Here is a 26,360-nt window from a genome sequence, read left to right as displayed (position 1 = left end):
GGTGTTCCGCCCCTGGGGCTCGTACGAGGGTGTCGACCGCGGCGAGCGCTTCCAGGTCAAGCGCATCGTGGTCAAGCCCGGCGGCCGGCTGTCGCTGCAGAAGCACTTCCACCGCGCCGAGCACTGGATCGTGGTGCGCGGTACCGCCCTCGTCACCGTGGGCGAGACCAAGACCCTCGTCCACGAGAACGAATCCACCTTCATCCCGCTCGGCGCCGTCCACCGCCTCGAGAACCCCGGCAAGATCCCCCTCGAGCTGATCGAGGTCCAGTCCGGCTCCTACCTCGGCGAGGACGACATCGTCCGGCTGGAAGACGTCTACAACAGGACCTGACGCGACCCATGCTCCCGACCCCGCAGCCGGCGCTCGCGCCGAACACCTACGCCTACGAGACGACGCCGCTCGTCAAGCCCACCGGCTTTCGCGAGTACGACGCGCGCTGGCTGTTCGGCTCCGAGCTGAACCTGATGGGCGTGCAGGCCCTGGGCCTGGGCATCGCGCAGCTCGTCCGCGAGCGCGGGGTCGCGCCGGAGATCGTGGTCGGCCACGACTTCCGCTCCTACTCGGCCTCGATCAAGCTCGCGCTCGTCGCCGGGCTGATGGCGGGCGGCATGCGGGTGAAGGACGTCGGGCTCGCGCTCTCGCCGATGGCCTACTACGCCCAGTTCGCGCTCGACTGCCCCTGCGTGGCGATGGTCACCGCCTCGCACAACGACAACGGCTGGACCGGCGTGAAGATGGGGCTCGACCGCCCCCTCACCTTCGGCCCCGACGAGATGAGCCGCCTGAAGGAGATCGTGCTCTCCGGCGCGGCCCCCGCGCGGCCCGGCGGCGGCTACGAGTACGTCGACGGGTTCGCGCAGGCCTATCTCGACGATCTCGCCCGCGGGCGCTCGCTCTCGCGCAAGCTCAAGGTCGTGGCCGCCTGCGGCAACGGCACGGCGGGCGCCTTCGCGCCGCGGCTGCTCGAGCGGCTCGGCTGCGAGGTGATCCCGCTCGACTGCGAGCTCGACCACTCCTTCCCGCGCTACAACCCCAACCCCGAGGACATGGAGATGCTCCATGCTCTGGCGGACACGGTGCGCGAGACCGGCGCGGACGTGGGGCTGGGCTTCGACGGCGACGGCGACCGCTGCGGCGTCGTCGACGAGACGGGCGCGGAGATCTTCGCCGACAAGATCGGCGTCATGCTCGCCCGCGACCTCGCCGCGCTCCACCCGAACGCCCGCTTCGTGGTGGACGTGAAGTCGACCGGCCTGTTCATGACGGACCCGGAGCTCGCGCGGCTCGGCGCCGTGGCGGACTACTGGAAGACCGGCCACAGCTACATCAAGGCGCGGGTGAAGCAGCTCGGCGCGCTGGCCGGGTTCGAGAAGTCCGGCCACTTCTTCTTCGGCGCCCCGATCGGGCGGGGCTACGACGACGGGCTCGTCACCGCCATCGCGGTGCTCGAGATGCTCGACCGCAATCCCGATCGGACGATGAGCGACCTCTACGCGGCGCTGCCGAGGACCTGGGGCTCGCCGACGATGTCGCCGCACTGCCCCGACGAGGTGAAGTACGACGTCGTGGCCCGGGTGACCGGACGGATCGAGGCGATGCGGGCGGCCCGGGAGCCCATCGCCGGCGCGGCGATCGCCGACGTGGTGACGGTGAACGGCGTGCGCGTCACGCTCGCGGACGGCACCTGGGGCCTCGTTCGCGCCTCCTCCAACAAGCCGGAGCTGGTGGTCGTAGTCGAGAGCCCGGTCTCGCGGGCGCGGCTCGAGGAGATGTTCGCGGCGGTCGACGCGATCCTGCGCGAGAGCCCCGAGGTCGGCGCCTACAACCAGACCATCTGAGGCGCGCGAGGGGCGGATCGCGGCGCACGAAGCGGCTTTGACCGGCGCCGCGAAACCGGCTAGAGCCGCGCCATGGCACATCCCGCTCCCGCCCCCGTCGTCGCCGCCGGGCCCGTGCGCTTCGGCAACGCCTTGCCGCTCGCGCTGATCGCCGGCCCCTGCGCCATGGAGAGCCGCGCGCACGCCCTCGAGACGGCGGCTGCCTTGAAGGAGATCTGCCGCCGGCTCGGCCTCGGCCTCGTCTACAAGTCCTCCTTCGACAAGGCGAACCGCACCTCCGCCGGCTCGGCGCGCGGCATGGGCATCGACGCGGCGCTCCCGGTCTTCGCCGAGATCCGCGAAAGCCTGGGCCTGCCCACCCTCACCGACGTGCACGAGGCGACGCAGTGCGCCGCCGTCGCCGAGGCGGTGGACATCCTCCAGATCCCCGCCTTCCTCTGCCGGCAGACGGACCTCCTCGTCGCGGCGGCGAAGACGGGGCGCGTCGTCAACGTCAAGAAGGGCCAGTTCCTGGCACCCTGGGACATGGCGAACGTGATCGACAAGGTGGTCGGCGCCGGCAACCCGAACGTCCTCGCCACCGAGCGCGGCGCCTCCTTCGGCTACAACACGCTCGTCTCGGACATGCGCGCCCTCCCGATCATGGCGGCGACCGGCGCGCCGGTGATCTTCGACGCCACGCATTCCGTGCAGCAGCCCGGCGGCCAGGGCACGACGTCCGGCGGCCAGCGCGAGTTCGTGCCGGTGCTCGCCCGCGCCGCCGTGGCGGTGGGCATTGCCGGCGTCTTCATCGAGACCCACGAGGCGCCCGAGCGCGCGCCCTCGGACGGGCCGAACATGGTGCCGCTTTCGCAGATGGAGGACCTGCTCGCCGAGCTGATGGCCTTCGACGCGCTCGCCAAGCGCCGCGTCGCCGGCGCGGACGTGGCGCGATGAGCGCCGCCGCTCGCTCGGCGCCCGGCGCGAATATCCTGGCGCCGGCGCTGCGCACCATCGCCGTCGAGCGCGAGGGGCTCGCGGCGCTGGAGGCGGCGCTCGCGAACGGGCTCGGGGCGGCCTTCGCTGCCGCCGTCGAGACGATCAAGGACCGGCCCGGCCGGGTCATCGTCTCGGGCATGGGCAAGTCCGGCCATGTCGGCCGCAAGATCGCGGCGACGCTCGCCTCCACCGGCACGCCCGCCTATTTCGTCCATCCCGGCGAGGCGAGCCATGGCGATCTCGGCATGATCCTGCGCGAGGACGCGATCCTCGCCCTCTCCTGGTCGGGCGAAACGGGGGAACTGTCGGACCTGATCGCCTACGCCAAGCGCCACGGAGTGCCGCTCGTCGCTTTCACCGCCAACGGCGATTCGACGCTGGGGCGCGCCGCCGACATCTGCCTCGCGCTGCCCAAGGCGAAGGAAGCCTGCCCCAACGGGCTCGCGCCCACCACCTCCACCACGATGCAGCTCGCGCTCGGCGACGCGCTCGCGGTGGCGCTGCTCGAGGCGCGCGGCTTCACGGCGCAGGACTTCCGCCTCTACCATCCCGGCGGCAAGCTCGGCGCGCTCCTGAAGACAGCCAAGGACATCATGCACGTCGGCGAGCGCCTGCCGCTCGTGCCCACCGGCACGCCGATGAGCGCCGCGCTCGCCGTGCAGAGCGACAAGAGCTTCGGCTGCGTCATCGTCGTGGATGCCGAGAGCCGCCTGCTCGGCATCGTCACCGACGGCGACGTGCGCCGCCACATGGCCAACGACCTCCTCTCCCGCACGGTCGACGAGGTGATGACGAAGCGACCTCTCACCATCGGCCCGGACATGCTGCTGGGCGAGGCGCTGGAGCTCGTGGAGAGCCGCAAGGTCGCCGCGCTCGTCGTCGTGCGCGACGGCCGGCCGGTAGGGCTCGTGCACGTGCTCGACCTGCTGCGGACGGGGGCTGCGTGAGGGAGCGTTGACGGGTCTCACGATGCGGCTCATCGTGCGCGAGAGCCGAAGGAGCCGCCCGCATGCCGGACGTGACCGTGGACGAGATCCGTGAGCGGCTGGCCGAGCTGATCGCCCGCGCCCAGGCCGGTGAGGCCGTGACCATTACCGACGGCGGCGAGCCGGTGGCACGGCTCGTCCCGCCGGAAGAGCCCGTCCGCGCACGCCGGCCGATCGAACTCGAGACGCTCCGTGCGCTCACGCGCGACATGCCCCCGAGCGCGGGGGGGGTCGTGCGTCGGATGCGCGACGGGGATCGGTATTGATCCTCTATCTCGGCACATCGGTAGTCGTGGCTGACGCCATGTCGCGCCGTCCCACGCGCTCGGCTCCTCTTCGCTGATCGGCTCCAGGAAGTCCGGCCCCGGCCCCACCTCGGGAAGGACGACCGAGTTCCCCCTCACCTGACATCCACCACCACCTCCCCGCCCGCCACCAGCCACTCGGCGGCCGCGAGCGGGGCGACGAGGCCGTGGCCGAAGGCGGGGTCGCGGCCGCCTTCGCCGAGGTCGACGGCGGCCGCAGCGAGGGCGGCTCCGACCGCGTCGGCGCGCGCCTGCGGATCGCGCGCGAGCACGAGCGCCGCGGCCGCCGAGACGTAGGCGGCGGCCAGCGAGGTGCCCGAGCCGAGGGCGTACCGCCCGCCGGCGGCGGGCGTGAGCAGATCGACGCCCGGCGCCGAGAGCGCGACGTAGGCGCCCCGGTTCGCCGCCGTATACAGCGCGTCCGCGGCGTCCGTCGCCGTGACGGCGACGACGGCGGGGTGCGATCCCGGGAAGGCGGGCGAGGCCTGCGGGCCGTTGTTGCCCGCCGCCGCGACGAGGACGACGCCCGCCTCGCCCAGGATGTCGAGCGCCTGCGCCACGAGCGCGTCCGCGCCGCCGGCGAAGCTCATGTTGATCACCCGCGCCCCCTCGCCCGCGGCGAGGTCCAGCGCACGCAGCAGGCGGTAGCTCGTGCTCGCCGGGCCGCCGTCGCTCGGTGCGGCGTCGAAGGCGGCGATGGCGAGGACGTCCGCGGCGGGCGCGGCGCCGCGCAGGAGCCCGGCGCCCGCGATGAGCCCGACGACCTGCGTGCCGTGGTCCATCGGTGCGGGCGCGGCCTCGTCGAGCACGCTCGCCGCCCGCACCCGGGCCGGCGCGAGCTCCGGATGGGCGAGGTCCGCCGCGGTGTCGATCACGGCGATCAGCGTGCCGCGCCCGGCCTCCGGCGGGGCAGGGTCGAGGCCGAGCCGCGCGAGCGCGTATTGCGCGCCGGCGCCGGCCTGCGTGCGGTAGATCCGGTTCGGGCCGGCGAGCGCGACCCGCGCGTCCCCCGCGAGGGCGGCGACCACGGCCTCGACGGTCCGCGCGTCGTCGATGCGCAGGCGCACGAGCCGCCCGCCGAGGAGGGCGAGCTCGACGCTCTCGACGAGGACGAGGTCGTTCTCGGCGGCGAACGCCGCGGCGGCATCGGCGTCGAGGCCGTCCGCGAGCGTGGCGACGACGACCCGCGCCTCGACCGCGTCCGGATCGTAGGCGCCACCGGCGAGCGGTTCCGGGGCTGCGAGGGAGCCGATCCGCGGCGGCGGCAGCGGGGCGCCCTCGCCGATCCGGACGCGTGCAGGCGGCGCCGTCGGGGCCGCGCGATCCGCGGCGCGCGGCGGATCGCGCGGCGGGATCGGCCGTGCGCGCGGGAGCGGATCGACGTCGCGGTCCGCCGGGCCGGACGGGCGCACGCGCTGCGGGTCGTCCCGGATGGGGCTCGGCAGAACGACCGGCGGCACGATGCGCGGCACGACCGGCCTCGGCGCGATCACCGGCGGCGGCGCGATGCGCGGCGGCGCGACGGGCGGAGGCGCGACCGGCGGCGGGGCGAGCGGCGGGCGGGCGACCGGCGGGGGCGCCGCGAACTGCGCCTGCGCCGGAGGCGCGGCGAGCAGCATGGCGACGAGCAGGAGGATCGGGGCGGCGATCGGCGGGCGCACGGTCACGACCCCGGCCCCGCGAAACGCACGACGTCGCCCGCATCGCGCAGCCGTGCGAGGACGGCGTCCGCGTCCGCACCCTCCTCGAGCGCGAGCGCGTAGAGCCCGCCGGCGCGCGGCCCGTCGACGACGCGCGCGTCGAGCGCGACGAGGAGGCTCTCGACCTGCCGCGCCGTCGCCTCGGGCTCGAACATGACGAGGATCGTCGCCTGCGCCGGCGCCGGGGCGCCCTCCCCCGTCGCCGTGCGGAAGGTCGTCTCGGCGGGCGGCGCGCCGACGAGGCCGCCGATCACGCCGGCCTGCGCCACGGCGAGGAGAACGAGCGCGGCGATCGCGGCGCCGCGCATCGGCGGCGAGAGCGCGTCGAGCAGCCCCGACAGCCCCGCGAGCGCCCGCGCCGCGAAGCCGCGTCGGGCCGCGGCCGCGCTCGGGCTCCCGTCGAACGCCCTCGAGAACGCCTCGTCGGGCGCCCCGCGCGGCGCCTCGCGACGCGCCTTGGCCAGGATCGCGTCGACGGAGCCCGCGCTCGGCAGCGGCGCCGCGCGGGCGAGGAGCACCGTCGCCTCGCGCTCCTCGGCGATCGCGGCGAGATGGGCCTGCTGCTCGGGATTGTCGGCGAGGAAGCGCTCGACGCGGGCGCGGTCGGCCGCGTCGAGGGTGCCCGCGGCATACCAGGGCAGGAGCAGGGCCGGATCGTCGGCGTCGATCCCCTCCGGCGGGTCGTCGTGGATGCGGTCGGCGGTCATGGCCACCCCCTGTCGATTCCGGCCTCGGCGAAGAGCCGGGCGAGCTGCTTGCGGGCGTAGAACATCCGCGTCTTGACGGTGTTCTCCGGCACTCCGAGCACCGCCGCCGCCTCGGCGACGGATTGCTCCTGGTAGTAGACGAGGTCCACGATCTCCCGGTGGACGGGCGAGAGGCCTTCGATCACGCGGCGCATGAGCGCCCCCTTGTCGCGCTTGGCGAGCTCCATCTCGGGATCGTCCGCCCCGTCCGGCAGGCGGGCGGCGGCCTCCTCGTCGAGCGGTTCCTCGCCACGCTTGCGCAGGCGGTCGATCGCCTTGTTGCGGGCGACCGAGATGAGCCACGTGCCCACGGCGGAGCCGCCGCGGAAGCGTCCGGCGCCCTTCCAGATCTCGACGAAGGCTTCATTGGTCACCTCCTCCGCGACGGCCTCGTTGCGCACGAGCCGCAGCACGAACCGGAAGACCTTCGTCGCGTGGCGGGCGTGGAGCGCGCGCAGCGCGCGCTCGTCGCCCCTGGCGATCGCGGCGAGATCGGCGAGATCGGCGTCGTCCCTCATCGTCGTCGGTCTTCCCGGCTCCTTCGACGGACGAAAGCCGCGGAAGGTTCACGGCCCAGATTACACGATCGCGCCGGGAGATCGGAATCGCGGGCGAGCGATGTGCCCGTACGGCCACGGCGCGCCGCGATCGACCGCGGGCGTGGCGCGCCCCCTTCGCGCGCGCCGGCCGTGCGGCTAAGCTCGCGGCTACCGCCCCGTGCCCGGATGGTCGCGATGAGACGCCGCTCGATCGCCCTCGCCGCATGCCTGGTCCTCGCCACCTCGGCCGCGCTCGCGCAGAGCCAGCCGGGCGGCGGTCAGACCGGCGGTGGGCAAACCGGTGGAGGACAGACCGGCGGAGGGCAGACGGGCGGAGGGCAGACGGGCGGAGGGCAGACGGGCGGAGGGCAGACGGGTGGCGGCACGCCGGCTCCGGCCCAACAGCCGGCGGCGCCGGCGCCGATCCTGACCGGCGGCCAGGCCGCCGCGCTCCTGCGGGCGGGCCATGCGCAGGTCGGTGATCTCCTGTCGACGGACATGCGCACGCTCGTCGGCGAGCGGCTCGGGGCGGGCGCGGTCGCATCCGCCGCCGCCGCGCCCGGAGGGCTGCCGCCGGCGGCCTTCGCCTCCCTGGATGCCTCGTCGGCGCCGCTGTGGCACGCGTGGGTCTCCCCCCGCGCCACCTGGGCCGAGCGCACCCACCCCGTCTTCGGCTACGACGGCGTCCAGTCCGGGATCTCGCTGGGCGTCGATCGCCTCGTGGGCGCGCGCGCGGTCCTCGGCGTGCTCGGTCTCTACGAGACCTCGGACTTCGACACCGCCGGCGCGGGCTTCCTCGAAGGGCGGCTCGGCGGGGCCGGCGTCTACGCCGGCGCGTCGCTCACGGACGTTCTGGTCGCGGACGTCTCGGCGTTCTGGCAGGGCGGGGAGAGCGACGTCGGCAACGCCGCCGTGCGCGGGCGCTTCGACGCCGAGCGCCGGGCGCTCGCGGCGAACCTCACGGCCTACCTCGACGCGGGCGGGTTCCAGGTCGCGCCGACGGTCGGCATGGTCTGGGTCTCGGACCGGCAGGGCGCCTACCGCGACAGCCTCGGCACGGCGTACCCGGCACTGACCGTCGAGACGGCCACGCTGCGGGCGGGGGCCGAGGTGTCGCGCGCCTTCGCCGGGGCATCGGGCGGCACGCTCACCCCGTTCGTCGCCGCCACGGCCACGTGGGACGTCTCGCGCATCGAGAGCCCGACGCAGACGACGCCCATCGACGACCTGCCGGAGGGCGACGTCGCGCTGCGGGCGGGCCTGCGCGCGGCGCCGACACCGGCGCTCGCGCTGTCGCTCGAGGTCGACGTGTCGGGGCTGGCGCGACCGGCCTACTCGGTCGTGACCGTCTCGGGGCGGCTCGGCCTGCGGTTCTGAGCGGCCGCGCCGGGACGAGACGCCCGGCCGTCCGAAGGAGGCCGGGCGAAACGCGGACAGGGTCGGTCAGCGGCGTCCGGACTGACCGTCGCCGCCCGCCGGCGTTCCGTCGCCGCCGGCCGGGGTTCCGTCGCCGCCGGCCGGGGTTCCGTCGCCGCCCGCCGGTGTGCCGTCGCCGCCCGCCGGGGTGCCGTCGCCGCCGGCCGGGGTGCCGTCACCGCCCGCCGGCGTGCCGTCACCGCCCGGGCCCGGGTCCGTCTGGCCGCCGGGGTCGCCGTCCGAATAGGCCGTCGTGAGATGCGTCAGCGCACGCATGCGGGTCCGCGGCGGCTCGTTCTCGCGGTCGCGCTCCGCGAGCTTCGCCTCGCACGCGTTGGTCTCCTGCACCACGCAGCGATGCGCGGCATCGACGTCTCGGATCTGCGCGCAGGCCGGAGCGACGCGCATGAAGCAATCGCCGCGCAGCACCTGGGCCTCGCTCGTTCCCGCGAGCGCGACGAGGGCGGTGATGCCGGCGATCGCCGTCGCGGCGGTGCGCAGGGCGACGGGGCGGGAGGGGAAACGGCGCATGGGGGGCTTCCTTCTGGAGTGTGGCTCACGGGTGCCTGTCACCCGCTCGCCTCCTTCGTCGAAGGACGCCGGCCGTCGGTTCGATGCCGCGGAAGAATCTCAGCCGGACCGCAAAACAAAAAGAGCCGGCCCCGAGGGGCCGGCTCCTGCGACGGTCGCGCGATGGCGCGCGGCGTCAGAACTTGTAGCTCAGGCGAGCGCGCACGACGCCGAACTCGACGTTGTCGTCGTTCGACTCGCTCGCCGCCGGAACCACGGCGCCGCCGATGAAGCCGGCCGTGCCGTTGACGTCGAGGTCACGGTCGAGGTTCACGTAGAGACCCTCGAGGCCGACGATCAGGCTGTTCGTGACGGCGTAGTCGAGGCCCGCACCCAGCGTCCAGCCGAAGCCGACCTCGTCGTCCTCGAACAGCACGCGGTTGCCCGCCGCCGTCTCGAAGCGCGCCGCGTCGCCGCCGCCGTAGGCGAGGCCGCCGGTGGCGTAGACGAGCGTGCGGTCGAAGGCGTAGCCGGCGCGCAGGCGCACCGTGCCGAACCAGTCGACGCCGGAGATGCCGCGACGCAGCGGCTCGAAGCCCGCCGTCGCGGGCGTCACGGAGATCGGGGCCGCCGTGTCGTCGTCGCCGAGCCCGACGAACTGGATGTCCGCCTCGGCGCCCAGGACGAAGTTGTTCACGAACTGGTGATTGTAGCCGATGAAGCCGCCGCCGGTGAACGAGGCGTCCTCGCTGTTGTCGCCGTAGCGGATCGTCGTGCCCGCGGGCACGGCGGTCGCGTTCGGCGCCACGACGACCACGCTGTCGCGGTCGTCACCGGCGTTGAAGCCGACGCCCGCGTTCACGCCGGCATAGAAGCCGGTCCAGCTGAAGACCGGCTGCGCGACGAAGACCGGAGCCGGCGCCTCGACGCGCGAGGGAAGATCCGCTGCGAGAGCCCCACCGGCGAGGACGAAGGACGCCGCGCTCGCGAGGAGAATGGTACGTGTCATGAGAGCACCTCTTTGCATGAGCCGCCAACGTAACGCATTTGGCGGGGAAGATGCTGTTGCTTCTATGCATCAGGTCTACATTGCTTATTGTCAAGCTCGGGCAATGATGTCCATCATGTGGCAAAAATTTGTTCACGTCTACCACCTCTTCATGGAACCAAATCATGAATTTACATAGGTTATCCTCGGCCGCGGCGCCGGGACCGCTCGCCGAGAGAGGGCGGGCCCGTCGCGTTTGGCCGCGACGCGCCGGGCGGCTATCCTACCGGCCTCGAGCGTGCGATTCGGCCGGCCCCCCGCGGCGGGGCGCGCACGCGACCCGGAGGTCCGTCGTGAAGGTCGTCATACTCGCCGGCGGGCTCGGCACGCGCCTCTCCGAGGAGACGGTCAACGTTCCCAAGCCGATGGTCGAGATCGGCGGCATGCCGATCCTGTGGCACATCATGAAGATCTACGCCGCCCAGGGCTTCGACGAGTTCGTCGTGGCGCTGGGCTACAAGGGCGACGTGATCAAGCGCTTCTTCTACGATTACGGCCGGCTGCGCGGCTCGCTCACGATCGATCTCGCCGAGGGCGGGCTGCGGCCCCATGCCGGGCGCCCGGGGAGCCTCCGAGAGACCTGGCGGGTGCATCTCATGGAGACCGGTCTCGAGTCCCTCACCGCCGGGCGCCTGCTGCGCCTGAAGGACTTCCTCGGCGACGAGCCCTTCATGCTGACCTATGGCGACGGCGTCTCGAACATCGACCTCAACGCGCTCCTCGCCTTCCACCGCGCGCACGGGCGCCTCGGCACGATCACGGCGGTGCGCCCGCCGGCGCGCTTCGGCGGCCTCGACTTCGGGGAGGACGGCGAGATCCGCGAGTTCATCGAGAAGCCGCAGATCGGCGAGGGCTGGATCAACGGCGGCTTCATGGTGCTCGAGCCGGAGATCCTCGCGCGCATCCCGGGCGAGGACGCCGCGCTGGAAGGCGACGTGCTCGAGCCGCTCTCGCGCGAGCGCGCGCTGATGGCCTATCGCCACGAAGGCTATTGGCAGTGCATGGACACGCTGCGCGACCGGCGGATCCTGAACGACATGTGGGAGAGCGGAGCGGCGCCGTGGCGGATCTGGGAATGAGCCCGCGCGAGCGCTTCTGGCGCGGGCGCCGCGTCCTCGTCACCGGCGCCTCCGGGCTCGTCGGCTCGCACCTCACGGCCGAGCTCGTCTCGCTCGGCTGCGACGTCGTCGCGCTGGTGCGCGACTGGGTGCCGCGGAGCCCGCTCCTGTCCGAGGAGTGGGCGCGGGCCGTGACCCTCGTGCGGGGCGACGTCTGCGACCAGCCGGCGATGGAGCGCATCCTCGGCGAGCACGAGATCGCGAGCGTGATCCACCTCGCCGCCCAGACCATCGTGCCGATCGCCAACCGCAACCCGGTCTCCACCTTCGAGACCAACGTCGCCGGCACCTGGCGCCTGCTCGAGGCGGCGCGGCGCTCGCCGAAGGTGAGTGAGATCGTCGTCGCCTCCTCCGACAAGGCCTACGGCCAGGCGGCGGTGCTGCCCTACACGGAGGAGACGCCGCTCGCCGGGCTCTACCCCTACGACGCGTCGAAGTCCTGCGCCGACCTGATCGCGCAATCCTACGCGGCGACGTACGGCACGCCCGTCGCCATCACCCGCTGCGGCAACTTCTTCGGCGGGGGCGACCTGAACTGGAGCCGGATCGTGCCCGGGACGATCCGCTCGCTCGTCGCCGACGAGCGCCCGGTGATCCGCTCCGACGGCACGCTGGTGCGCGACTACATCTATGTCGGCGACGCGGTCGAGGCCTACATGACGCTGACCGAGCGCCTCGCCGGGAACCGGGCGCTCGCGGGGCGCGCCTTCAACTTCTCCACCGAGATTCCCCTCTCCGCCCGCGCGCTCGTCGACCTGATCCGCGCGCGGATGGGCAGCGATCTCGAGCCGGTCGTGCTCGGGGAGGCGACGCACGAGATCGCCGAGCAGTATCTCGACGCCTCGCGTGCGCGCGCCGAGCTCGGCTGGGCGCCGCGCTACGGCCTCGAGGACGGGCTCGACCGCACCATCGCCTGGTACCGCGAGAGGCTCGCGCGATGAGCGACGCGCCCGCCACGACGCGGATCACCGGCTGTCGCTCCTGCGGCGGCAGCCACCTCGCGCCGGTGCTCTCGCTCGGCGAGACGCCGCTCGCCAACGCCCTCGTGCCGGCCGAGCGCCTGGGGGACCCCGAGCCGCGCTATCCGCTCGCGCTCGTCTTCTGCCGGGATTGCACGCTCCTCCAGCTCACGGTCTCGGTGCGGCCGGACCTGATGTTCTCCGACTACCCGTATTTCTCCTCGGTCTCCGAGAGCTTCACCGCCGCCGCCCGCGCGCTGGCGCGCCGCCTCGTCGCCGAGCGCGGGCTCGGCGCGGGCGCGCAGGTGGTCGAGATCGCGAGCAACGACGGCTACCTGCTCCAGGGCTACCGGGCGCTCGGCGTCCCGGTGCTGGGCATCGACCCGGCGGCCAACGTCGCGCGCGCGGCGATCGCGGCGGGCGTGCCGACCCGCATCGCCTTCTTCGGGCGCGATCTCGCGGACGCGCTCGCCGCGGAGGGCATCGCCGCGGACGTGATCCATGCCAACAACGTGCTCGCCCACGTGCCGGACCTGAACGGCGTCGTCGCCGGCATGAAGCGGCTCCTGAAACCCGGCGGCGTCTGCGTGATCGAGGTGCCCTACGCCCGCGACTTCGTCGAGAAGTGCGAGTTCGACACGATCTACCACGAGCACCTGTGCTACTTCTCGGGAGCCGCGCTCGACGCCCTTTTCGCCCGCCACGGGCTCGTTCTCGCGCACGTGGAGACGACGCCCTTCCACGGCGGCACGCTGCGCGCCTTCGCGGCCCACGCGGGCACGGCGCAGAGCGCTGCGGCGGCGGATCTGCTGGCCGACGAGCGACGGCTCGGCATGACGGACGAGCCCTACTACGCGAGCTTCGCCGCGCGGGTCGAGCGGCTGACGGCGACGCTCGCGCGGGTGCTGCGGGACCTCAAGGCCGGCGGCGCGCGCATCGCCGCCTACGGCGCCTCGGCCAAGGGCGCGACGCTCCTCAACTATGCCGGCCTCGGCGCCGACGTGATCGACTTCATCGCCGATCGCTCGCCGGCGAAGCAGGGGCTGCACGGCCCGGGCACGAAGCTGCCGATCGTGCCCCCCGAGCGCCTGCTCGAGGCGCGGCCGGACTACACGCTGCTGCTCACCTGGAACTTCGCCGAGGAGATCCTCGCCCAGCAGGCGGCCTACCGGGCGGCCGGCGGGCGCTTCGTGATCCCGGTGCCGGAGGTGCGGATCGTCTGATGCTGATCGAGGAGACGCCGCTTCCCGGAGCCTTCGTGATCACGCCGGAGCCGATCGCGGACGCGCGCGGCTTCTTCGCCCGCATGGTCGACCGCGAGGCCTTCGCCGCCCGCGGCATGAGCGCGGACTTCGTGCAGGCGAGCGTCTCCTTCAACGCTCGCGCCGCGACGCTGCGCGGGCTGCACTTCCAGCGCGATCCGCACGGCGAGGACAAGCTGATCCGCGTCACCATGGGTGCGGTCCACGACGTCATCGTCGACCTGCGGCCGGGCTCGCCGACGCGGGGGCGCTCGCACGCGCTGCGGCTCGACGCGGCCTCGCGGGCGGCGCTCTACGTCCCGAAGGGCTTCGCCCACGGCTTCGTCACGCTCGTCGACGAGACGGAGATCCTCTACCAGATGACGACGCCCTACGTGGCCGGAGCCGCGGCAGGCCTGCGCTGGGACGATCCGCTGCTGGCGATCGACTGGCCGGTGGCGGACCCGATCCTGTCCGAGCGCGATGCGGCGTGGCCGCTGCTCGCGCCCGCGGACATCGCGCCGTGAGCGGGCGCGGCACGCTCCTCCTCACGGGCGCGACGGGCTTCGTCGGCCGCCCGCTCGCGGGTGCGCTCGCCGGGCGCGGATGGCGCATCGTCGGCACGACGTCGCGGGCCGATCCTCCCGTGGTCGCGGGCGTCGCGGCCTGGGAGCGCGCCGACCTCACGGATGCCGCCGCCTGCCGCGCGCTCGTGGCGCGCGCGCGCCCCGACGCGCTCGTCCACGGCGCCTGGACGACGACGCCCGGCCGGTTCTGGAGCGACCCCGCGAACCTCGCCTGGCTGGAAGCCGGCACCGCCCTCCTCGACGCCTTCGGCGCTGCGGGCGGGCGTCGGGCGGTCGGGCTCGGCACCTGCGCGGAATACGCGACGGGCGACGCGCGCCTCGACGAGGCGACGACGCCGATCCGGCCCGCCACCCCCTACGGCGCCGCCAAGGCCGCGCTGTTCCATGCGGGGACCGCGGCGGCGCTGGCGCACGGCATCTCCTTCGCCTGGGCGCGGCTGTTCACCCCCTACGGCCCCGGCGAGCCGCCGGGCAAGCTGATCGGCTCCGTCGCCCGCGCGCTCGTCGCCGGCGAGCGGGTCGCGACGACGGAGGGGACGCAGGAGCGCGATTTCCTCTACGTGTCCGACATCGCCGAGGCGGTCGCCGCGCTCCTCGACAGCGCGGTCGAGGGTCCCGTCAACGTCGGCTCCGGCGAGGCGGTTCGGCTGCGCGACCTGGTCGCGCGCATCGCCGTGCAGGCCGGAGGCGCGAACCGGGTCGATCTCGGCGCCCGCCCGCGCCCGCCCCACGACCCCGACAGCATGGTCGCCGCGGTGACGCGGCTCACCACGGAGGTCGGCTTCCGCCCGGCCGTCTCCCTGGATGACGGGCTCGCGCGCACGGTGGCGGCGGTGCGGGACGAGATGCGGCGCGAGCGGACGCACAAACAGGAGGCACGCCCATGAGGATCACCATCGACACCGACGCCCGCACCCTCGCCGTCGAGGAGGACGGCGCGGCGCGCACCCTCGACCTGTGGGGCAAGGACGCCTTCGAGCTGATCTCCGACGTCTGGCTGCGCACGAGCTGGAACGCGAAGTACCCCTACACCTTCACCTGGCTCGACCGGCCCATCATCCAGCATCCCGAGGACATGGTGCGGACGCAGGAGGCGATCTGCGCGGTCAGGCCCGACGTGATCGTCGAGACCGGCGTCGCCCACGGCGGCTCGCTCGTGTTCTCGGCCGGGCTGATGAAGGCGATGGGCTTCGGGCGCCTCGTCGTGGGCGTCGACATCGAGATCCGCCCGCACAACCGCGAGGCGATCGAGGCGCACCCGCTCGCGCCGATGATCGCCCTGATCGAGGGCGATTCGGCCGCCCCCGAGATCGTCGACGCCGTGCGCGCGCTGATCCGCCCGGGCGAGCGGGTGATGGTCATCCTCGATTCGAACCACACCAGGGCGCACGTCGCCCGCGAGCTCGAGGCCTATGCGCCGCTGGTGACGCCGGGCAGCTTCATCGTCGCGACCGACGGCATCATGCGCGAGGTGGCCGACGCGCCGCGCGGCAAGCCCGAATGGGTCGACGACAACCCCGCCGCCGCCGCCGAGGAGTTCGCCGCCCGACGGCCCGACTTCGCGCTGGCCCCGCCCGCCTGGCGCTTCAACGAGAGCGCGCTGGACCGCCCGATCACGGGCTGGCCGAGCGCCTGGCTCCGGCGCGTCGGATAGGCTCGCGCCCCGACCGCGGAGGAGCGGGAACGCCTCCCGTCAGTCCGCCAGGATGCCCGGCCAGTTCGCGTCGGCGCGGGCGATGAAGCCCGGGATGTCGGTCTCCCAGGTGCGCTGCACGTTGCCGTCGAAGTTGACGTAGAGCTTGCCGTCGACGATGCGCCAGTAGTCCGGGTTTCCCGGCGCGCGGTAGCCCTCCGCCGTCGCCCAGGCGCAGTAGCCGCCGTATTGCGGCGCGAAGCCCTCCGGGTCGGCCTCGAAGGCGGCGCGGTTGTCGGCGGAGGCGAAGCGCCAGGTGGCGCCGTTCCACTCCACCGTATGATCGCGCGAGCCCTCCACCGGGCGCCCCTCGCGGAAGTAGGCGACGGCATCGTAGCCGCCGAGCGCGAGGCTGGAGAAGCGCCCGGTATAGACCGGGTCGGCGGCCGCGCGGGCGGGGGCGGCGCGCAGGGTGGCCGCGGCGGCGACGGCGAGCGGCAGGGCGAGGAGGCCGCGGCGGGACAGGGTCGTCATTGGGGGCACCTCCGGATCGACGGGTCGTCGGGGTCGGGTCAGGTCCAGCGCTGCAGGAAGCGCACGACCTTGCGCGTGCGCTCGGAGAACAGGCTCGGGGTGAAGTGTGCGCCGGCGGCGCGCTTGGAGACTTCCGACAGGGTCGGATAGGGCGCGATCGCGCTCGCGACCGCGGCGATCTTCATCTTCTGCGTCACGGCGAGCACCCAGGGCAGGATCAGCTCGCCCGCGTGCGCGCCGACGATGGTCGCCCCGAGCACCCGCCCGCCGCGGCCGACGACGACCTTGGCGAAGCCCTCCGTCTCGCGCTCGGCCCGCGCGCGGTCGTTCTCGGCGAAGGCGAAGCGCGCGACCGTGTGGGGCACGCCGCGCTTCTCGGCCTCGGCGGCGTTCAGCCCGACATGGGCGAGCTCGGGGTCCGCGTAGGTCACCCACGGCACGGCGTCGTGGTTCGCCTTGGCCGGCAGGTGGAACAGCGCCTGGCGCACGACGACGCCCGCGTGATAGCCGGCGACATGGGTGAATTGCGGCCCGCCCGCGACGTCGCCGATGGCGAAGACGCGCTTGTTCGTGGTGCGCAGGCGCGCGTCGACCGTGATGCCGCGGGGCCCGTAGTCGATGCCCGCCGCCTCCAGCGCGAGGCCCGAGACGTTGGCGCGCCGGCCGGTGGCGACGAGGAGGTGCGAGCCCTCGATGCGCCGCGTCTCGCCGTCCTCCAGGATCGTGACCGCGACGCCGTTGCCCGCCCGGTCGACCCGCTCGATCTTGACGTACTCGCGGATGGAGACGCCCTCCGCGACGAGCCGGTCGCGCACGATGGCGGCGGCTTCCGCGTCGTCGCGGACGAGCACGCGCGCGGCGTCGAGCACGGTCACCGCCGAGCCGAGCCGGCGATGCGCCTGCGCCATCTCGAGACCGATGGGGCCGCCGCCGACGACGACGAGGTGCTCGATCCGCTCGCCGTTCTCGAACAGCGTCTCGTTGGTGAAATAGGGCGTCTCGGCCAGCCCCGGGATCGGCGGCACGGCGGGCGAGGAGCCCGTCGCCACGACGAAGCGCCGCGCCACGATGCGCTGCCCGCCCGCGTCCACGGTCCGGGCGTCGAGGAAGCACGCGGGCGCCTCGATCACGGTGACGCCGAGCCCGCGGAAGCGCTCGGGGCTGTCGTGCGGCGCGATCCCGGCGATGACGCCCTGCACGTGGTCGCGCACCTTGCGGAAGTCGATCACCGGCTCGTGGCCGTTGACGCCGAAGCGCCCGGACGTGCGCACCGCCTGCGCGGCGTGCCCGGCGGCGAGGAGCGCCTTGGAGGGGACGCAGCCGGTGTTGAGGCAATCCCCACCCATCTTGTGCTTCTCGACGAGCACGACGCGGGCACCCATCTGCGCGGCGCCCGCGGCGACGGAGAGCCCGCCGGAGCCGCCGCCGATCACGCACAGGTCGGCGTGGAGGATGTCGGAGGGGATGGCGGTCATGGCTCGGTCTCCGCTCGCTGGCCGCCGCGGCGATCGCGGTCGGGGTCGAGCGGAGAATGCCCGTATCCGCGGCGCGCGCCACAAAAGCCTCATTCACGCGCGGTCCCGTTTGCGTGAGGCGATCGCGAGCACGCTTCAACTCTCGTCGAGATCGGCCTCGGACGCGATCTTCACGTCGACGAGCGCCGGCCCGTCGCGAAACGACAGCGCTCGCTCGAGCGAAGTCGCCAGATCGTCCGCGCTCTCGGCCCTGAGCCCGAGGCAGCCGAGTCCGCGCGCGGCCTCGTCGAAGCGCGTCTCGACGAGGTCCGACGCGGCGCCCTCCCCCTCCGGATCGAGGGCGGCACGGGCCGCGCTCGCGTTGGCGACGACGAGGTTGACCGGCAGCCCGAGCCGCCGGGCGCTCGCCAGCGTGCCGAGCGCGCGGGCCGCGCCGCGCTCGCTCGCCAGCGCCACGACGACGCGCCCCGGCGCGGCGAGCGCGGCGCCGATCGCGGCGGCGAAGGCGGAGCCCTCCGCCCCGGGGTCGCGCGCCGCGATGAGCCCGCGCCCGCAGCGCTTCACCGTGTATCCGGCCCGCGCCGCCCGCGCCTCCGCTCCCGGGTCGACCAGCAGGAGCCCGTCTGCGGGCATGTACTCGTCGAGCAGCGAGACGAGCCGGGCGCGGGTCGGCTCGCCCGGCTCGCCGCGCAGCCGCTCGGCCGCGTCGCGGCGCTCCGCCTGCGCCGCCGCGGCGACCTCGCGCGCCCAGTCCGCACGGGCCGCCGGCGGCTCGGCGCCGCGCTTCTCGAGCACGTGCGCCAGCGCCTCGATCCCCGCCCGCGGGTCTCCCCAGAGCGGGACGGAGACCGCTCGCGCCCGCCCGATCGCCTCCGCCCGCGCCTCGAGGGCGACGACTTGCGCGGGAAAGCCGAGCAGGTCCGGCGCGTCCGCCGCGATCTCGTCGAGGGCGCCGCCGATGGCGAGCACCAGATCGGCGTCGGGGAGCGCCCGTGCCGCCGCCGTGCCGGGTGCGAGGAGGCCGGCGGCGGCGTCCGCCGCGCAGGCGACGGCGCCGTTGCCGCCGGGCGTGTGGGCGACGGGAAGCGCGTGCTTCTCGGCCAGGTCCTGCAGCGCCTTGGCGGCGCGCGAGACATGGACGTCGGGTCCCGCGAGCACCAGCGGACGCTCGGCGACGGCGAGCCGATCCGCCGCCTCGTTCAGCGCCTCGAGGTCGGGGCGCGCGCGCAGAGCCGAGGCGGATTCGAATCGGCCGTGCTCGACGAGGTCGGCGGGGACGAAGGTCGCGGACTCCGCCAGGGCCGCGGCGGGAAGGACGAGGACGACGGGACCGGGTCGCCCGGTCGTCGCGGCGATGAAGGCGCGGCGCACGAGGGCCGGCACGTCCGCGGCGGCGGCGAGGCGCAGCACCTCCTTGCAAGTCGCTGCGAGCACGCCGGCCGCGACGGCGTCTGGCTCGGGCAGGAGCGCGATCACGGGCGAGCCCGCCTCCCGCGCGACACGCAGGCCGCAGGCGAGCTCGGTCGCGTCCGCCGAGCGCGGCAGCATCAGGAGCCCGACCCGCCCCGAGGCCTCGGCATAGGCATCGGCCGCGAAGGCGGCGGCGCGGGCGTCGACGATCGGGGCATAGGCGAGGCCGAGCGCGGCGACGGCACGGTCGAGCGGGTCGCCGGAGAGCCCGCCCGGAACGAAGATCGGCCCGGCCCCGTGGGCCTGCAGCATGCGCGCGAGCGCGTGAGCGCCGCTCGTCTCCTCGGCGCCGTCCACGTCCATCGTCTTGCGTCCCCGGTCGTTGTCGAGGCCGACAGGTTTGGACCGGGAGGGCATGCGGTTCAAGAGGGCAGCGAGCGCGGCCGTGCCGCGGGGGGCCGCACGAGCCGCGGGGCGCGCGCGGTCAGCTCGCCAGCTGCGGACGCACCACCTCCGCCGGCGGCCGGGCGAGGCAGACGCGGTTGCGGCCCGAGCGCTTGGCCGCGTAGAGCGCCGCGTCGGCGGCACGCAGGACGGAGTCCTCGTCCGCGTCCGGCGCGCCCTCCGCGACGCCGAAGCTCGCCGAGACCGAGATCCGCACGCCGGCGACGTCGAAGCTACGCGCGGCGAGCCGCTCGCGGATGCGCTCCGCCAGCGCCATGGCGCCTTCCTTGCGGGTGGAGGGCAGGAGCAGCACGAACTCCTCGCCGCCGATGCGGCCGATGACGTCGGTGTCGGCGCGCACCGCGGAGCGCAGCAGCTCGGCGACGGCGCCGAGCACCCGGTCGCCGGCGGCGTGGCCGTGCACGTCGTTGATGCGCTTGAAGTGGTCGATGTCGACGGCGACGAGCGAGAACGGACGCTGGTAGCGGCCGGCGAGCGCGAGCTCGCGACGCAGCGCCGCGTCGAACCCGCGGCGGTTCAGCGTCTGGGTCAGCTCGTCGGTGTGCGAGAGCCGGCGCAGCTCCTGCTCCAGCGCGAGGCGCTGCTCGATCTCTGCGGCGAGCTCCTCGCGCGAGCATTCCGCCTCGATCAGCGCGTATTTCAGGTCGGTGACGTCGCAGAACGAGATCACGAAGCCGTCGTCGAGGGGCACGATCGTCACCCGCAGCCAGGTGTCGAGGCGCCGATGCGAGATGTTGATCTCGAAGCGCTCGGTGGCGCGCTCCTCGATCACCCGCACGCACCGCTCCCAGACGCGCCGCGCGACGAGGCCCGGGAAGAGGGCCTTGAAGGAGCCGTGGACGAGGCGCCACACCGGGTGGCCGGAATACTCGGATGCCTGCTGGTTCGCCGTGACGATCACCGCGTCGACGACGCGCCCCTGGGGGTCCCGCACCGCGCGCACGCTCATGATGCCGTCCTGCGAGGCCTCGAGCACGGCGGTGAGCAGGTCCTCGCGCGAGAGCCGGGCGGTGACGAAGGTGGCGATCCGGTCGGCGCCGCAGGGCGCCTTGCAGGGCAGGATCAGCTTCTCCCAAGAGCGCACGCGCTGGACCGCGAGCGACTGCAGCACGGCGAGCATGGGCTTGCGCTCGCGGCGAACCCGGTGGAGCAGCTCGCGATAGGCCTGGGCGGACGGCTCCGGCATCTCGGAGACGAGCCGCCCGGCCATGTCGAGGCCGTAGGTCGCGGTCACCGCGGGGCCGTAGCGCAGGTAGAACCAGTCGTCGTCTCCCCAGGGCTCGAGCAGCTCGATGCCGCTGGCGACCGCCTCGTCCAGGCGTGCGAACAGCGCGTCGACAGGCGCGCGCCCGTCGTCGCCGGCGAGCTCCGCGAAGGCATCGAGGATCGCGCCGGCCTCTGGGGCGGTGGCATGATCGCGTATGTCGCTGGTATGGACGGTTGGAATCATCGAACCGAATCAGCCCTCGTTGACGGGGACGACGCTAGCCCCGCCCCCCATGCGACGCGGTGAAGGCGATCCGTCGAATTGTTCCGTTTCGGCGGGTTTTTCGAGCGCGCGCCCGGGATTCGCGCCGCTTGGCGGGGCACGGACCTTGCGGCAGCCGGTGCGATCCACCCCGCCTGCGTGCCGAAACGGGACGAAGAGATGCCGATGCTCGTTAACATCCGCCGCACGGCAGCCGCGGCGGCGCTCGCGCTGTCCAGCGTGACGCTCGCAACGCCCGCGGCGGCCGACGAGGCCGTCGCGACGCCGCGCGCGTGCGGCGGCGAGGCCTGGAGCTACGGCATCGTCCTGCCGCGCTCGGCGCCGAACGGCCGCTGGGCGGTGGGGCCGCAGACCTTCTGCGCCGAGGTGGCGCGGGAGTCCCCCTACCCCCTCGGCCCGATCGGCATCGTCATCGACCCGTTCTCCGACCGCCCCGCCCCGGCGCCCGGGCCGGTTCCGCCGCTGCGCCTGCCCCGCTTCTGATGCGCTGCCGCGGACGCCCGTCGGGCGGTGGCGCAGGGCACGGGACGCGTCACTCTGCGAGGGCCGCGTCCACCGCCGCGCCGAGCCGGTCGACGATCTCGGTCACGTCGGCGCGGGACACGATGTAGGGCGGCGCCAGCAGCACGTGGTCGCCGCGCCTGCCGTCGATCGTGCCGCCCATCGGGTAGACCATGAGCCCCCGCGCCATCGCCTCGCGCTTGATGCGGGCGTGGAGCTTGCGCGCCGGGTCGAAGGGCTCCTTCGTGCCGCGGTCCGCGACGAGCTCGATCGCCTGGAACAGGCCGCGCCCGCGGATGTCGCCGACGTGCCGGTGCGCCCCGAAGCGTGCCACGAGGTCCTCGCGCATCGCCGCGCCCATGGCGCGGACGTTCGCGAGGAGCCCGTCGCGCTCGATGACGGTCTGCACCGCGAGCGCGGCCGCGCAGGCGACCGCGTGGCCGAGATAGGTGTGGCCGTGCTGGAAGAGGCCCGATCCCGCCTGGAAGGCGCCAACGATCCGCTCGGAGACGAGCGTCGCGCCGATCGGCGCGTAGCCGCCCCCCATGCCCTTGGCGATCGCCATCAGGTCGGGGGCGACGCCCTCCTGCTCGCAGGCGTGCAGCGTCCCGGTTCGGCCCATGCCGCACATCACCTCGTCGAGGATCAGGAGCACCCCGTGCCGGTCGCAGATCTCGCGCACGCGGGCGAAGTAGCCGGGCGGCGGCTCGAGCGCGCCCGCCGTCGCCCCGCCCACCGTCTCCGCCACGAAGCCGATGACGCTGTCCGGCCCCACCCGCAGCAGCGTCTCCTCGAGCTCGGCGGCGAGCCGCGCGCCGTAGGCCTCGAGGGTCTCGTCGGCGCGCCGGTTGCGATAGGCGTAGGTCGGGGAGACGTGGTGCGCGTCCACCAGCAGCGGCGCGAACTGGGCGCGCCGCCACTCGTTGCCGCCGACCGCGAGCGCGCCCAGGGTGTTGCCGTGGTAGGACTGGCGACGGGCGACGAAGACGCGCCGCTGCGGCTCGCCGGTCTCGACGAAGTATTGCCGCGCCATCTTCAGCGCCGCCTCCATCGCCTCCGATCCGCCGGAGACGAAATAGGCGTGCGAGATCCCCTGCGGCGCACGGTCGACGAGATGGGCGGCGAGCCGCTCGGCGACCTCGGTCGTGAAGAAGCTCGTATGAGCGTAGGAGAGCGCATCGATCTGGCGCTTCATCGCGGCGCCGACCTCGGGGTGGCCGTGCCCGAGGCAGGACACCGCGGCGCCGCCGCTCGCGTCGATGTAGGCGCGCCCCTCGCTGTCGCGGATCGTGATCCCTTCCCCCCAGACGGCGACAGGATAGGTATGGGAGAGCGTGCGGTGGAGAACGTGCGTGGAGGGAGAGGTCATGTGCAACGGTCCGGCTCCGCCGGCTCCCGATCGAGGTGTTTCATGTCGCTAGCACGATGAAACACATGGTTCAATCACGATTCCCCGACGCCTTTCTTCTCAGACCCTCATCCCCGAGCCGCGACGAGACGCCCTCCCCCATGGCCGACCATTCCCCGACGCACCTGCCGAACGATCCGGCACCCGTGAGAGGAGCGCCCGCTGGCGGCTCCCTCGGCGGACGCGTCGCGGGCCTCCTGCGCGACGAGCGCCTTCGCGTCGGCCTGCGGGCGCTCGCGCTCGTCGCGCTGATGGCACTGCTGTTCGGCCTCGTCGACGGGCGCGAGACGCTCGCGGCGCTCGGGCGCGCCGCGCCGGGTCCGCTGCTGCTGGGGCTCGTCCTCGTCCAGGCGCAGATCGCGCTCTCCGGCGTACGCTGGCGCATCACCGCGAAGCGGCTCGGCGTGCCGATCACGCTGGGGACGGCGGTCCGCGAGTACTACGTCGCGAGCTTCCTCAACCAGGTCCTCCCCGGCGGCGTCGCCGGCGACGCCATCCGCGCCGTGCGCAACCGCGACCGGGACGCCGACGGGTCGCCGCGCTGGCGCCCGGTGGTGCGCTCGATCGTGCTGGAGCGTGCGGCGGGGCAGGTCGTGTTCTTCGCGGTGGCGGCGTCGGGCCTCGCGCTCGCACCCGTCGCGCTCGCGCGCGCCGCGCCCGACGGGACCGGCCACCTGATCGCGATCCCCTTCGCGGTGGCGACGGCGATCGCGCTCGCCGTGGTCGCCGCGAGCCGGATCGGGCCGAAGGCGCTGAGGGAGGCCCTCGCCGACCTCGGGCCGGACATCGCCCGCGTGTTCTGGAAGCGCGGCGTCTGGCTGCCGCAGATCGCCCTGTCGCTGTCGATCGTGGCGAGCTACGTCGCCGTCTTCGCGCTGGCGGGCGCGGCGCTCGGCATCGTCCTGCCGGCACTGGCCTGGATCGCGCTGGCGCCGCTGGTTCTCGCCGCGATGCTCATCCCCGTCTCGATCGGCGGTTGGGGCGTTCGCGAGGGCGCGGCGGCGGCTCTGCTCCCGCTGGCGGGCGTCGACGCGTCCCACGCCCTCGCGGTCGCGATCCTGTATGGCCTGACGAGCCTCGCGGGGAGCCTGCCGGGCCTCGTCCTGCTCGGCCTGCGCCGGCGCCGCTGAGCCGATGCGCGCGCCAGAGGTCGCGCACGTCGACGCCGAAGGACCAGGCCAGCGCCGCCAGCGCCACCGCCGCGATCGCCTGGCTGACCGGCGGCTCGACGATCGGCAGCATCAGCACGATGAGGCTCGTGCCCTGGAGCACGCACACGGCCTTGCGCCGCAGCGACGGCGCGAGCGGCCCCTCGAGCCAGGGCAGGAGCCGGCGGGCGGCGAGGAAGAGGTAGTAGGTCGCCCCGATCAGGAGAACCCAGGCTCCCGCCTTGTCGAGCCGCCAGGCGGCGATCGAGAGCAGCGTCAGCAGGAGCCCGTCGACCTCGACGTCGAAGCGCGCGCCGAAGCGCGACTCGAGCCGCAGGCGCCGGGCGAAGAAGCCGTCGAACCCGTCGAGCGCGAGCGACCCCAGCGCGAGCGCGAGCACGACGAGGCCGAGGGGCGTCCCCGGGGCGGTCAGGCGCTCGACGTCGACGAGCATGCCCGCGAGCAGGCAGTTGATCGCCGCGCGCACGAGGGTGACGCCGTTCGCCGCGCCGAATCGGGCATGCGGGTGATAGGGACGCACCCGGGCCGCCACGACGCCGGCGATCGCGGCGTAGAACCCGAGCGCCGTCGCCACCGCGGGCGCCGAGGGCGCGGCGAGGCTCGAGACGGCGACGCCGAGCGCGAGCAGCACCGCGAAACCGCCGGCGAGCGCCGCCAGCGTCCGCGGCAGCGGATCGCCCGCCGGCCCGGCCGCAGCCGATGCCGGCCCGCCTTCTCCCGCTCGTCCGAACAGGACGTCCATGCCCGTTGGCTCCCTCTACGCCGCACTCGATAGGCGTCTACGCAACGAGGTGACGCCCGGTTCAGGGCATTGGTGCGGCGCCGCGCCGCGAGGCACACGGCACGCTGTGCCGCGCGGGCCGTGCGCCGGGGCTGCCGCGGTCGGCGAGCGCGTCGGCCTAGACGAGCACCGGCTGCGCCACCTGCCGCTCGGTGTGGAACACGCGCCTGTAGCGCTCCACCTCCTCGGGGGGGCCGATCGCCTTCGTCGGGTTGTCGGAGAGCTTCACCGCCGGGCGCCCGTTCACGGACACGACCTTGCAGACGATCGAGATCGGGTCGAGGCGGTCGTCGGGGACGAAGCCGCGGAAGTCGTTCGTCAGCAGCGTCCCCCAGCCGAATCCGAGCCGCATGCGGCCGTTGAAGCGCCGGTGGATGCGGATGATCGGCTCGATGTCGAGCCCGTCCGAGAAGATGGCGAGCTTCTCGCGCGGGTTCTGGCCCCGCGCCTCCCACCAGCGGATCGCCTCCTCCCCGCCCTCGATCGGCTCCTTCGAGTCGATGCGGATGCCCGTCCAGGACGCGACCCAGTCCGGCGCGTGGGCGAGGAACTGCGTCGTGCCGTAGGTGTCGGGCAGGATGATGCGCAGGTTGCCGCCGTAATCCTGCATCCAGTCGGCGAGCACCGCGTAGGGCGCGCGCGCCATCGCGTCCTCGTCGTCGGCGGCGAGCGCGGTATAGACCATCGGCAGCTCGTGGGCGTTCGTGCCCACCGCCTCGACCTCGCGCCGCAGGGCGATGAGGCAGTTCGAGGTGCCGGAGAAGGAGGGGCCGAGGCCCTCCGTCATCGCCTGCACGCACCAGTCCTGCCACAGGAAGCCGTGGCGCCGGCGGGTGCCGAAGTCGGCCACCGAGAGACTGGGCAATTGCTTCAGCGCCTGGATCTTCTCCCACACCCGCGTCATCGCCCGGGCATAGAGGACCTGGAGCTCGAACTTGCCCATCGAGCGCGTGACGCCGCGCGAGCGCAGCTCGTTGAGGATGGCGAGCGCCGGGATCTCCCACATCGTGGTCTCGATCCACGGTCCCTCGAAGGTCAGGACGTATTGCCCGTCGTGCTTCTCGAGGTGGTAGTCCGGGAAGCGGAAGCCCTCCAGCCAGGCGATGAAGTCCGGGGAGAACATCTGCCTGACGCCGTAGAAGGTGTTGCCCCGCAGCCAGGTGGATTCGCCGCGCGTGAGCGAGAGCGAACGCACGTGATCGAGCTGCTCGCGCAGCTCGCCCTCGTCGACGAGGTCGGCGATGCGCACGGAGGTCGTGCGGTTCTGGATGCCGAAGGTGACCCGCACGTCCCGATGCCGACGGAAGATCGTCTGCGCCATCAGGAGCTTGTAGAAGTCGGTGTCGAGCACGGACCGGACGATCGGATCGATCTTCCAGGTGTGATTGTAGACGCGGGTGGCGATATCGACCATGCGCGTAGCAGCTCCCGAGGCACGTGCGCGAGCCGCCGAGACTAGCGGAGCCGCGCGGCGGGCGAAAGGTCGCGCTCGCGCACGCCGCGGCGGGCGTCGCCGGGCG

The 26,360-nt window shown here is 73.8% G+C and carries 25 protein-coding genes and 1 pseudogene; 14 read left to right on the top strand and 12 right to left on the bottom strand.

What is annotated here, in order from left to right; translation table 11 throughout:
- The 5 genes from G407_RS0123230 to G407_RS0123210 form a co-directional block, all read left to right on the top strand.
- A partial coding sequence (locus G407_RS0123230) for a cupin domain-containing protein (protein WP_029032732.1) occupies positions 1 to 334 on the top strand: 334 nt, incomplete at its 5' end.
- An 8-nt stretch (positions 335 to 342) separates the two neighbouring features.
- Positions 343 to 1,842 (top strand): phosphomannomutase/phosphoglucomutase, encoded by a 1,500-nt coding sequence (locus G407_RS0123225; RefSeq protein WP_029032731.1) that lies wholly within the window; start codon positions 343 to 345, stop codon positions 1,840 to 1,842.
- 72 nt (positions 1,843 to 1,914) lie between these two features.
- Complete coding sequence (kdsA, locus tag G407_RS0123220) at positions 1,915 to 2,778, top strand: 3-deoxy-8-phosphooctulonate synthase (protein WP_029032730.1); 864 nt, start codon at positions 1,915 to 1,917, stop codon at positions 2,776 to 2,778.
- Positions 2,775 to 3,767, top strand: a complete 993-nt coding sequence (locus tag G407_RS0123215) for a KpsF/GutQ family sugar-phosphate isomerase (protein WP_029032729.1) — start codon at positions 2,775 to 2,777, stop codon at positions 3,765 to 3,767. Before kdsA ends, G407_RS0123215 begins: the two co-directional genes overlap by 4 nt.
- A gap of 62 nt (positions 3,768 to 3,829) precedes the next feature.
- Positions 3,830 to 4,072, top strand: a complete 243-nt coding sequence (locus G407_RS0123210) for a type II toxin-antitoxin system Phd/YefM family antitoxin (RefSeq protein ID WP_029032728.1) — start codon at positions 3,830 to 3,832, stop codon at positions 4,070 to 4,072.
- A gap of 134 nt (positions 4,073 to 4,206) precedes the next feature.
- Here the strand turns inward: G407_RS0123210 and G407_RS29620 are convergent, their stop codons facing one another.
- From G407_RS29620 to G407_RS0123195, 3 genes are read right to left on the bottom strand one after another with little or no spacing between them, the layout of a single operon-like run.
- Positions 4,207 to 5,778: a S8 family serine peptidase gene (locus G407_RS29620; RefSeq protein WP_052341786.1), complete on the bottom strand. Its 1,572-nt coding sequence runs from the start codon at positions 5,776 to 5,778 to the stop codon at positions 4,207 to 4,209.
- Positions 5,775 to 6,518, bottom strand: a complete 744-nt coding sequence (locus G407_RS0123200) for a cupin domain-containing protein (RefSeq protein WP_029032727.1) — start codon at positions 6,516 to 6,518, stop codon at positions 5,775 to 5,777. The genes G407_RS29620 and G407_RS0123200 overlap by 4 nt, the downstream gene beginning before the upstream one ends.
- Entirely contained in the window at positions 6,515 to 7,075 is a 561-nt protein-coding gene (locus G407_RS0123195; RefSeq protein WP_029032726.1) for a sigma-70 family RNA polymerase sigma factor, read from the bottom strand. Before G407_RS0123195 ends, G407_RS0123200 begins: the two co-directional genes overlap by 4 nt.
- A gap of 216 nt (positions 7,076 to 7,291) precedes the next feature.
- On the opposite strand from G407_RS0123195, the gene G407_RS0123190 reads away from it, so the two are divergent.
- On the top strand, positions 7,292 to 8,473 hold the full coding sequence (locus G407_RS0123190) for an autotransporter outer membrane beta-barrel domain-containing protein (RefSeq protein WP_029032725.1): 1,182 nt from the start codon (positions 7,292 to 7,294) through the stop codon (positions 8,471 to 8,473).
- A gap of 66 nt (positions 8,474 to 8,539) precedes the next feature.
- On the opposite strand, the gene G407_RS0123185 is transcribed toward G407_RS0123190, so the two are convergent.
- Together G407_RS0123185 and G407_RS0123180 are read right to left on the bottom strand one after the other, a co-directional pair.
- A complete protein-coding gene (locus G407_RS0123185) occupies positions 8,540 to 9,043 on the bottom strand; it encodes a hypothetical protein (protein WP_029032724.1) in 504 nt (167 codons plus the stop codon).
- 175 nt (positions 9,044 to 9,218) lie between these two features.
- On the bottom strand, positions 9,219 to 10,031 hold the full coding sequence (locus tag G407_RS0123180) for an outer membrane protein (protein ID WP_029032723.1): 813 nt from the start codon (positions 10,029 to 10,031) through the stop codon (positions 9,219 to 9,221).
- Positions 10,032 to 10,363: 332 nt separating this feature from the next.
- Here G407_RS0123180 and rfbF point away from each other — a divergent pair, with 332 nt between their 5' ends.
- The 6 genes from rfbF to G407_RS0123150 are packed head-to-tail and all read left to right on the top strand — an operon-like array spanning position 10,364 to position 15,629.
- Positions 10,364 to 11,149, top strand: a complete 786-nt coding sequence (rfbF, locus tag G407_RS0123175; protein WP_029032722.1) for a glucose-1-phosphate cytidylyltransferase — start codon at positions 10,364 to 10,366, stop codon at positions 11,147 to 11,149.
- Positions 11,131 to 12,129, top strand: a complete 999-nt coding sequence (locus G407_RS0123170; RefSeq protein ID WP_210163153.1) for a GDP-mannose 4,6-dehydratase — start codon at positions 11,131 to 11,133, stop codon at positions 12,127 to 12,129. The genes rfbF and G407_RS0123170 overlap by 19 nt, the downstream gene beginning before the upstream one ends.
- A complete protein-coding gene (locus G407_RS0123165) occupies positions 12,126 to 13,370 on the top strand; it encodes a class I SAM-dependent methyltransferase (protein ID WP_052341785.1) in 1,245 nt (414 codons plus the stop codon). The genes G407_RS0123170 and G407_RS0123165 overlap by 4 nt, the downstream gene beginning before the upstream one ends.
- Positions 13,370 to 13,915 carry a dTDP-4-dehydrorhamnose 3,5-epimerase gene (gene rfbC / locus G407_RS0123160; protein ID WP_029032719.1) on the top strand — a complete coding sequence of 182 codons (546 nt, stop codon included), beginning with the start codon at positions 13,370 to 13,372 and terminating at the stop codon, positions 13,913 to 13,915. Before G407_RS0123165 ends, rfbC begins: the two co-directional genes overlap by 1 nt.
- Positions 13,912 to 14,862, top strand: coding sequence for an NAD-dependent epimerase/dehydratase family protein (locus G407_RS29610; protein WP_052341801.1), 951 nt, complete (start codon positions 13,912 to 13,914; stop codon positions 14,860 to 14,862). The genes rfbC and G407_RS29610 overlap by 4 nt, the downstream gene beginning before the upstream one ends.
- Entirely contained in the window at positions 14,859 to 15,629 is a 771-nt protein-coding gene (locus G407_RS0123150; RefSeq protein WP_029032718.1) for a cephalosporin hydroxylase family protein, read from the top strand. Before G407_RS29610 ends, G407_RS0123150 begins: the two co-directional genes overlap by 4 nt.
- Before the next feature lie 39 nt (positions 15,630 to 15,668).
- Here the strand turns inward: G407_RS0123150 and G407_RS0123145 are convergent, their stop codons facing one another.
- The 4 genes from G407_RS0123145 to G407_RS30815 all read right to left on the bottom strand — a co-directional run bounded on the left by G407_RS0123145 (position 15,669) and on the right by G407_RS30815 (position 20,942).
- Positions 15,669 to 16,142, bottom strand: coding sequence for a YHS domain-containing (seleno)protein (locus G407_RS0123145; RefSeq protein ID WP_029032717.1), 474 nt, complete (start codon positions 16,140 to 16,142; stop codon positions 15,669 to 15,671).
- 38 nt (positions 16,143 to 16,180) lie between these two features.
- On the bottom strand, positions 16,181 to 17,617 hold the full coding sequence (locus G407_RS0123140) for a dihydrolipoyl dehydrogenase family protein (protein WP_210163152.1): 1,437 nt from the start codon (positions 17,615 to 17,617) through the stop codon (positions 16,181 to 16,183).
- 135 nt (positions 17,618 to 17,752) lie between these two features.
- The gene (locus G407_RS29605) at positions 17,753 to 19,390 is read right to left on the bottom strand and encodes a thiamine pyrophosphate-dependent enzyme (protein ID WP_052341784.1); all 1,638 of its coding nucleotides are present in this window, start codon (positions 19,388 to 19,390) and stop codon (positions 17,753 to 17,755) included.
- 121 nt (positions 19,391 to 19,511) lie between these two features.
- Positions 19,512 to 20,942 (bottom strand): GGDEF domain-containing protein, encoded by a 1,431-nt coding sequence (locus G407_RS30815; RefSeq protein ID WP_052341783.1) that lies wholly within the window; start codon positions 20,940 to 20,942, stop codon positions 19,512 to 19,514.
- A 198-nt stretch (positions 20,943 to 21,140) separates the two neighbouring features.
- On the opposite strand from G407_RS30815, the gene G407_RS0123125 reads away from it, so the two are divergent.
- Positions 21,141 to 21,464: a hypothetical protein gene (locus G407_RS0123125; protein WP_029032715.1), complete on the top strand. Its 324-nt coding sequence runs from the start codon at positions 21,141 to 21,143 to the stop codon at positions 21,462 to 21,464.
- 49 nt (positions 21,465 to 21,513) lie between these two features.
- Here the strand turns inward: G407_RS0123125 and G407_RS0123120 are convergent, their stop codons facing one another.
- Positions 21,514 to 22,851: an aspartate aminotransferase family protein gene (locus G407_RS0123120; RefSeq protein WP_029032714.1), complete on the bottom strand. Its 1,338-nt coding sequence runs from the start codon at positions 22,849 to 22,851 to the stop codon at positions 21,514 to 21,516.
- A gap of 140 nt (positions 22,852 to 22,991) precedes the next feature.
- Here G407_RS0123120 and G407_RS0123115 point away from each other — a divergent pair, with 140 nt between their 5' ends.
- Positions 22,992 to 24,020, top strand: coding sequence for a lysylphosphatidylglycerol synthase transmembrane domain-containing protein (locus G407_RS0123115; protein ID WP_052341782.1), 1,029 nt, complete (start codon positions 22,992 to 22,994; stop codon positions 24,018 to 24,020).
- Between the two features lie 61 nt (positions 24,021 to 24,081).
- Here G407_RS0123115 and G407_RS32805 read toward each other — a convergent pair.
- Positions 24,082 to 24,801 (bottom strand): annotated as a pseudogene (locus G407_RS32805) (CDP-alcohol phosphatidyltransferase family protein); the annotation flags it as partial.
- A 157-nt stretch (positions 24,802 to 24,958) separates the two neighbouring features.
- Positions 24,959 to 26,254, bottom strand: coding sequence for a nicotinate phosphoribosyltransferase (pncB, locus tag G407_RS0123105; RefSeq protein WP_029032712.1), 1,296 nt, complete (start codon positions 26,252 to 26,254; stop codon positions 24,959 to 24,961).
- Positions 26,255 to 26,360 lie beyond the last annotated feature (106 nt).

Source organism: Salinarimonas rosea DSM 21201, from assembly GCF_000429045.1.
GTDB lineage: Bacteria > Pseudomonadota > Alphaproteobacteria > Rhizobiales > Beijerinckiaceae > Salinarimonas > Salinarimonas rosea.
Note: the sequence above shows the minus strand (reverse complement) of the source record. Positions and strands in the feature narration are given on the sequence as shown.

Bases quoted from the DNA above. Each gene is read 5' to 3' on its own strand.
- G407_RS0123225 (WP_029032731.1), top strand. From the start codon at position 343: ATGCTCCCGACCCCGCAGCCGGCGCTCGCGCCGAACACCTACGCCTAC.
- kdsA (WP_029032730.1), top strand. From the start codon at position 1,915: ATGGCACATCCCGCTCCCGCCCCCGTCGTCGCCGCCGGGCCCGTGCGC.
- G407_RS0123215 (WP_029032729.1), top strand. From the start codon at position 2,775: ATGAGCGCCGCCGCTCGCTCGGCGCCCGGCGCGAATATCCTGGCGCCG.
- G407_RS0123210 (WP_029032728.1), top strand. From the start codon at position 3,830: ATGCCGGACGTGACCGTGGACGAGATCCGTGAGCGGCTGGCCGAGCTG.
- G407_RS0123200 (WP_029032727.1), bottom strand. From the start codon at position 6,518: ATGACCGCCGACCGCATCCACGACGACCCGCCGGAGGGGATCGACGCC.
- G407_RS0123195 (WP_029032726.1), bottom strand. From the start codon at position 7,075: ATGAGGGACGACGCCGATCTCGCCGATCTCGCCGCGATCGCCAGGGGC.
- G407_RS0123190 (WP_029032725.1), top strand. From the start codon at position 7,292: ATGAGACGCCGCTCGATCGCCCTCGCCGCATGCCTGGTCCTCGCCACC.
- G407_RS0123185 (WP_029032724.1), bottom strand. From the start codon at position 9,043: ATGCGCCGTTTCCCCTCCCGCCCCGTCGCCCTGCGCACCGCCGCGACG.
- G407_RS0123180 (WP_029032723.1), bottom strand. From the start codon at position 10,031: ATGACACGTACCATTCTCCTCGCGAGCGCGGCGTCCTTCGTCCTCGCC.
- G407_RS0123165 (WP_052341785.1), top strand. From the start codon at position 12,126: ATGAGCGACGCGCCCGCCACGACGCGGATCACCGGCTGTCGCTCCTGC.
- rfbC (WP_029032719.1), top strand. From the start codon at position 13,370: ATGCTGATCGAGGAGACGCCGCTTCCCGGAGCCTTCGTGATCACGCCG.
- G407_RS0123150 (WP_029032718.1), top strand. From the start codon at position 14,859: ATGAGGATCACCATCGACACCGACGCCCGCACCCTCGCCGTCGAGGAG.
- G407_RS0123145 (WP_029032717.1), bottom strand. From the start codon at position 16,142: ATGACGACCCTGTCCCGCCGCGGCCTCCTCGCCCTGCCGCTCGCCGTC.
- G407_RS0123140 (WP_210163152.1), bottom strand. From the start codon at position 17,617: ATGACCGCCATCCCCTCCGACATCCTCCACGCCGACCTGTGCGTGATC.
- G407_RS29605 (WP_052341784.1), bottom strand. From the start codon at position 19,390: ATGGACGTGGACGGCGCCGAGGAGACGAGCGGCGCTCACGCGCTCGCG.
- G407_RS30815 (WP_052341783.1), bottom strand. From the start codon at position 20,942: ATGATTCCAACCGTCCATACCAGCGACATACGCGATCATGCCACCGCC.
- G407_RS0123125 (WP_029032715.1), top strand. From the start codon at position 21,141: ATGCCGATGCTCGTTAACATCCGCCGCACGGCAGCCGCGGCGGCGCTC.
- G407_RS0123120 (WP_029032714.1), bottom strand. From the start codon at position 22,851: ATGACCTCTCCCTCCACGCACGTTCTCCACCGCACGCTCTCCCATACC.
- G407_RS0123115 (WP_052341782.1), top strand. From the start codon at position 22,992: ATGGCCGACCATTCCCCGACGCACCTGCCGAACGATCCGGCACCCGTG.
- pncB (WP_029032712.1), bottom strand. From the start codon at position 26,254: ATGGTCGATATCGCCACCCGCGTCTACAATCACACCTGGAAGATCGAT.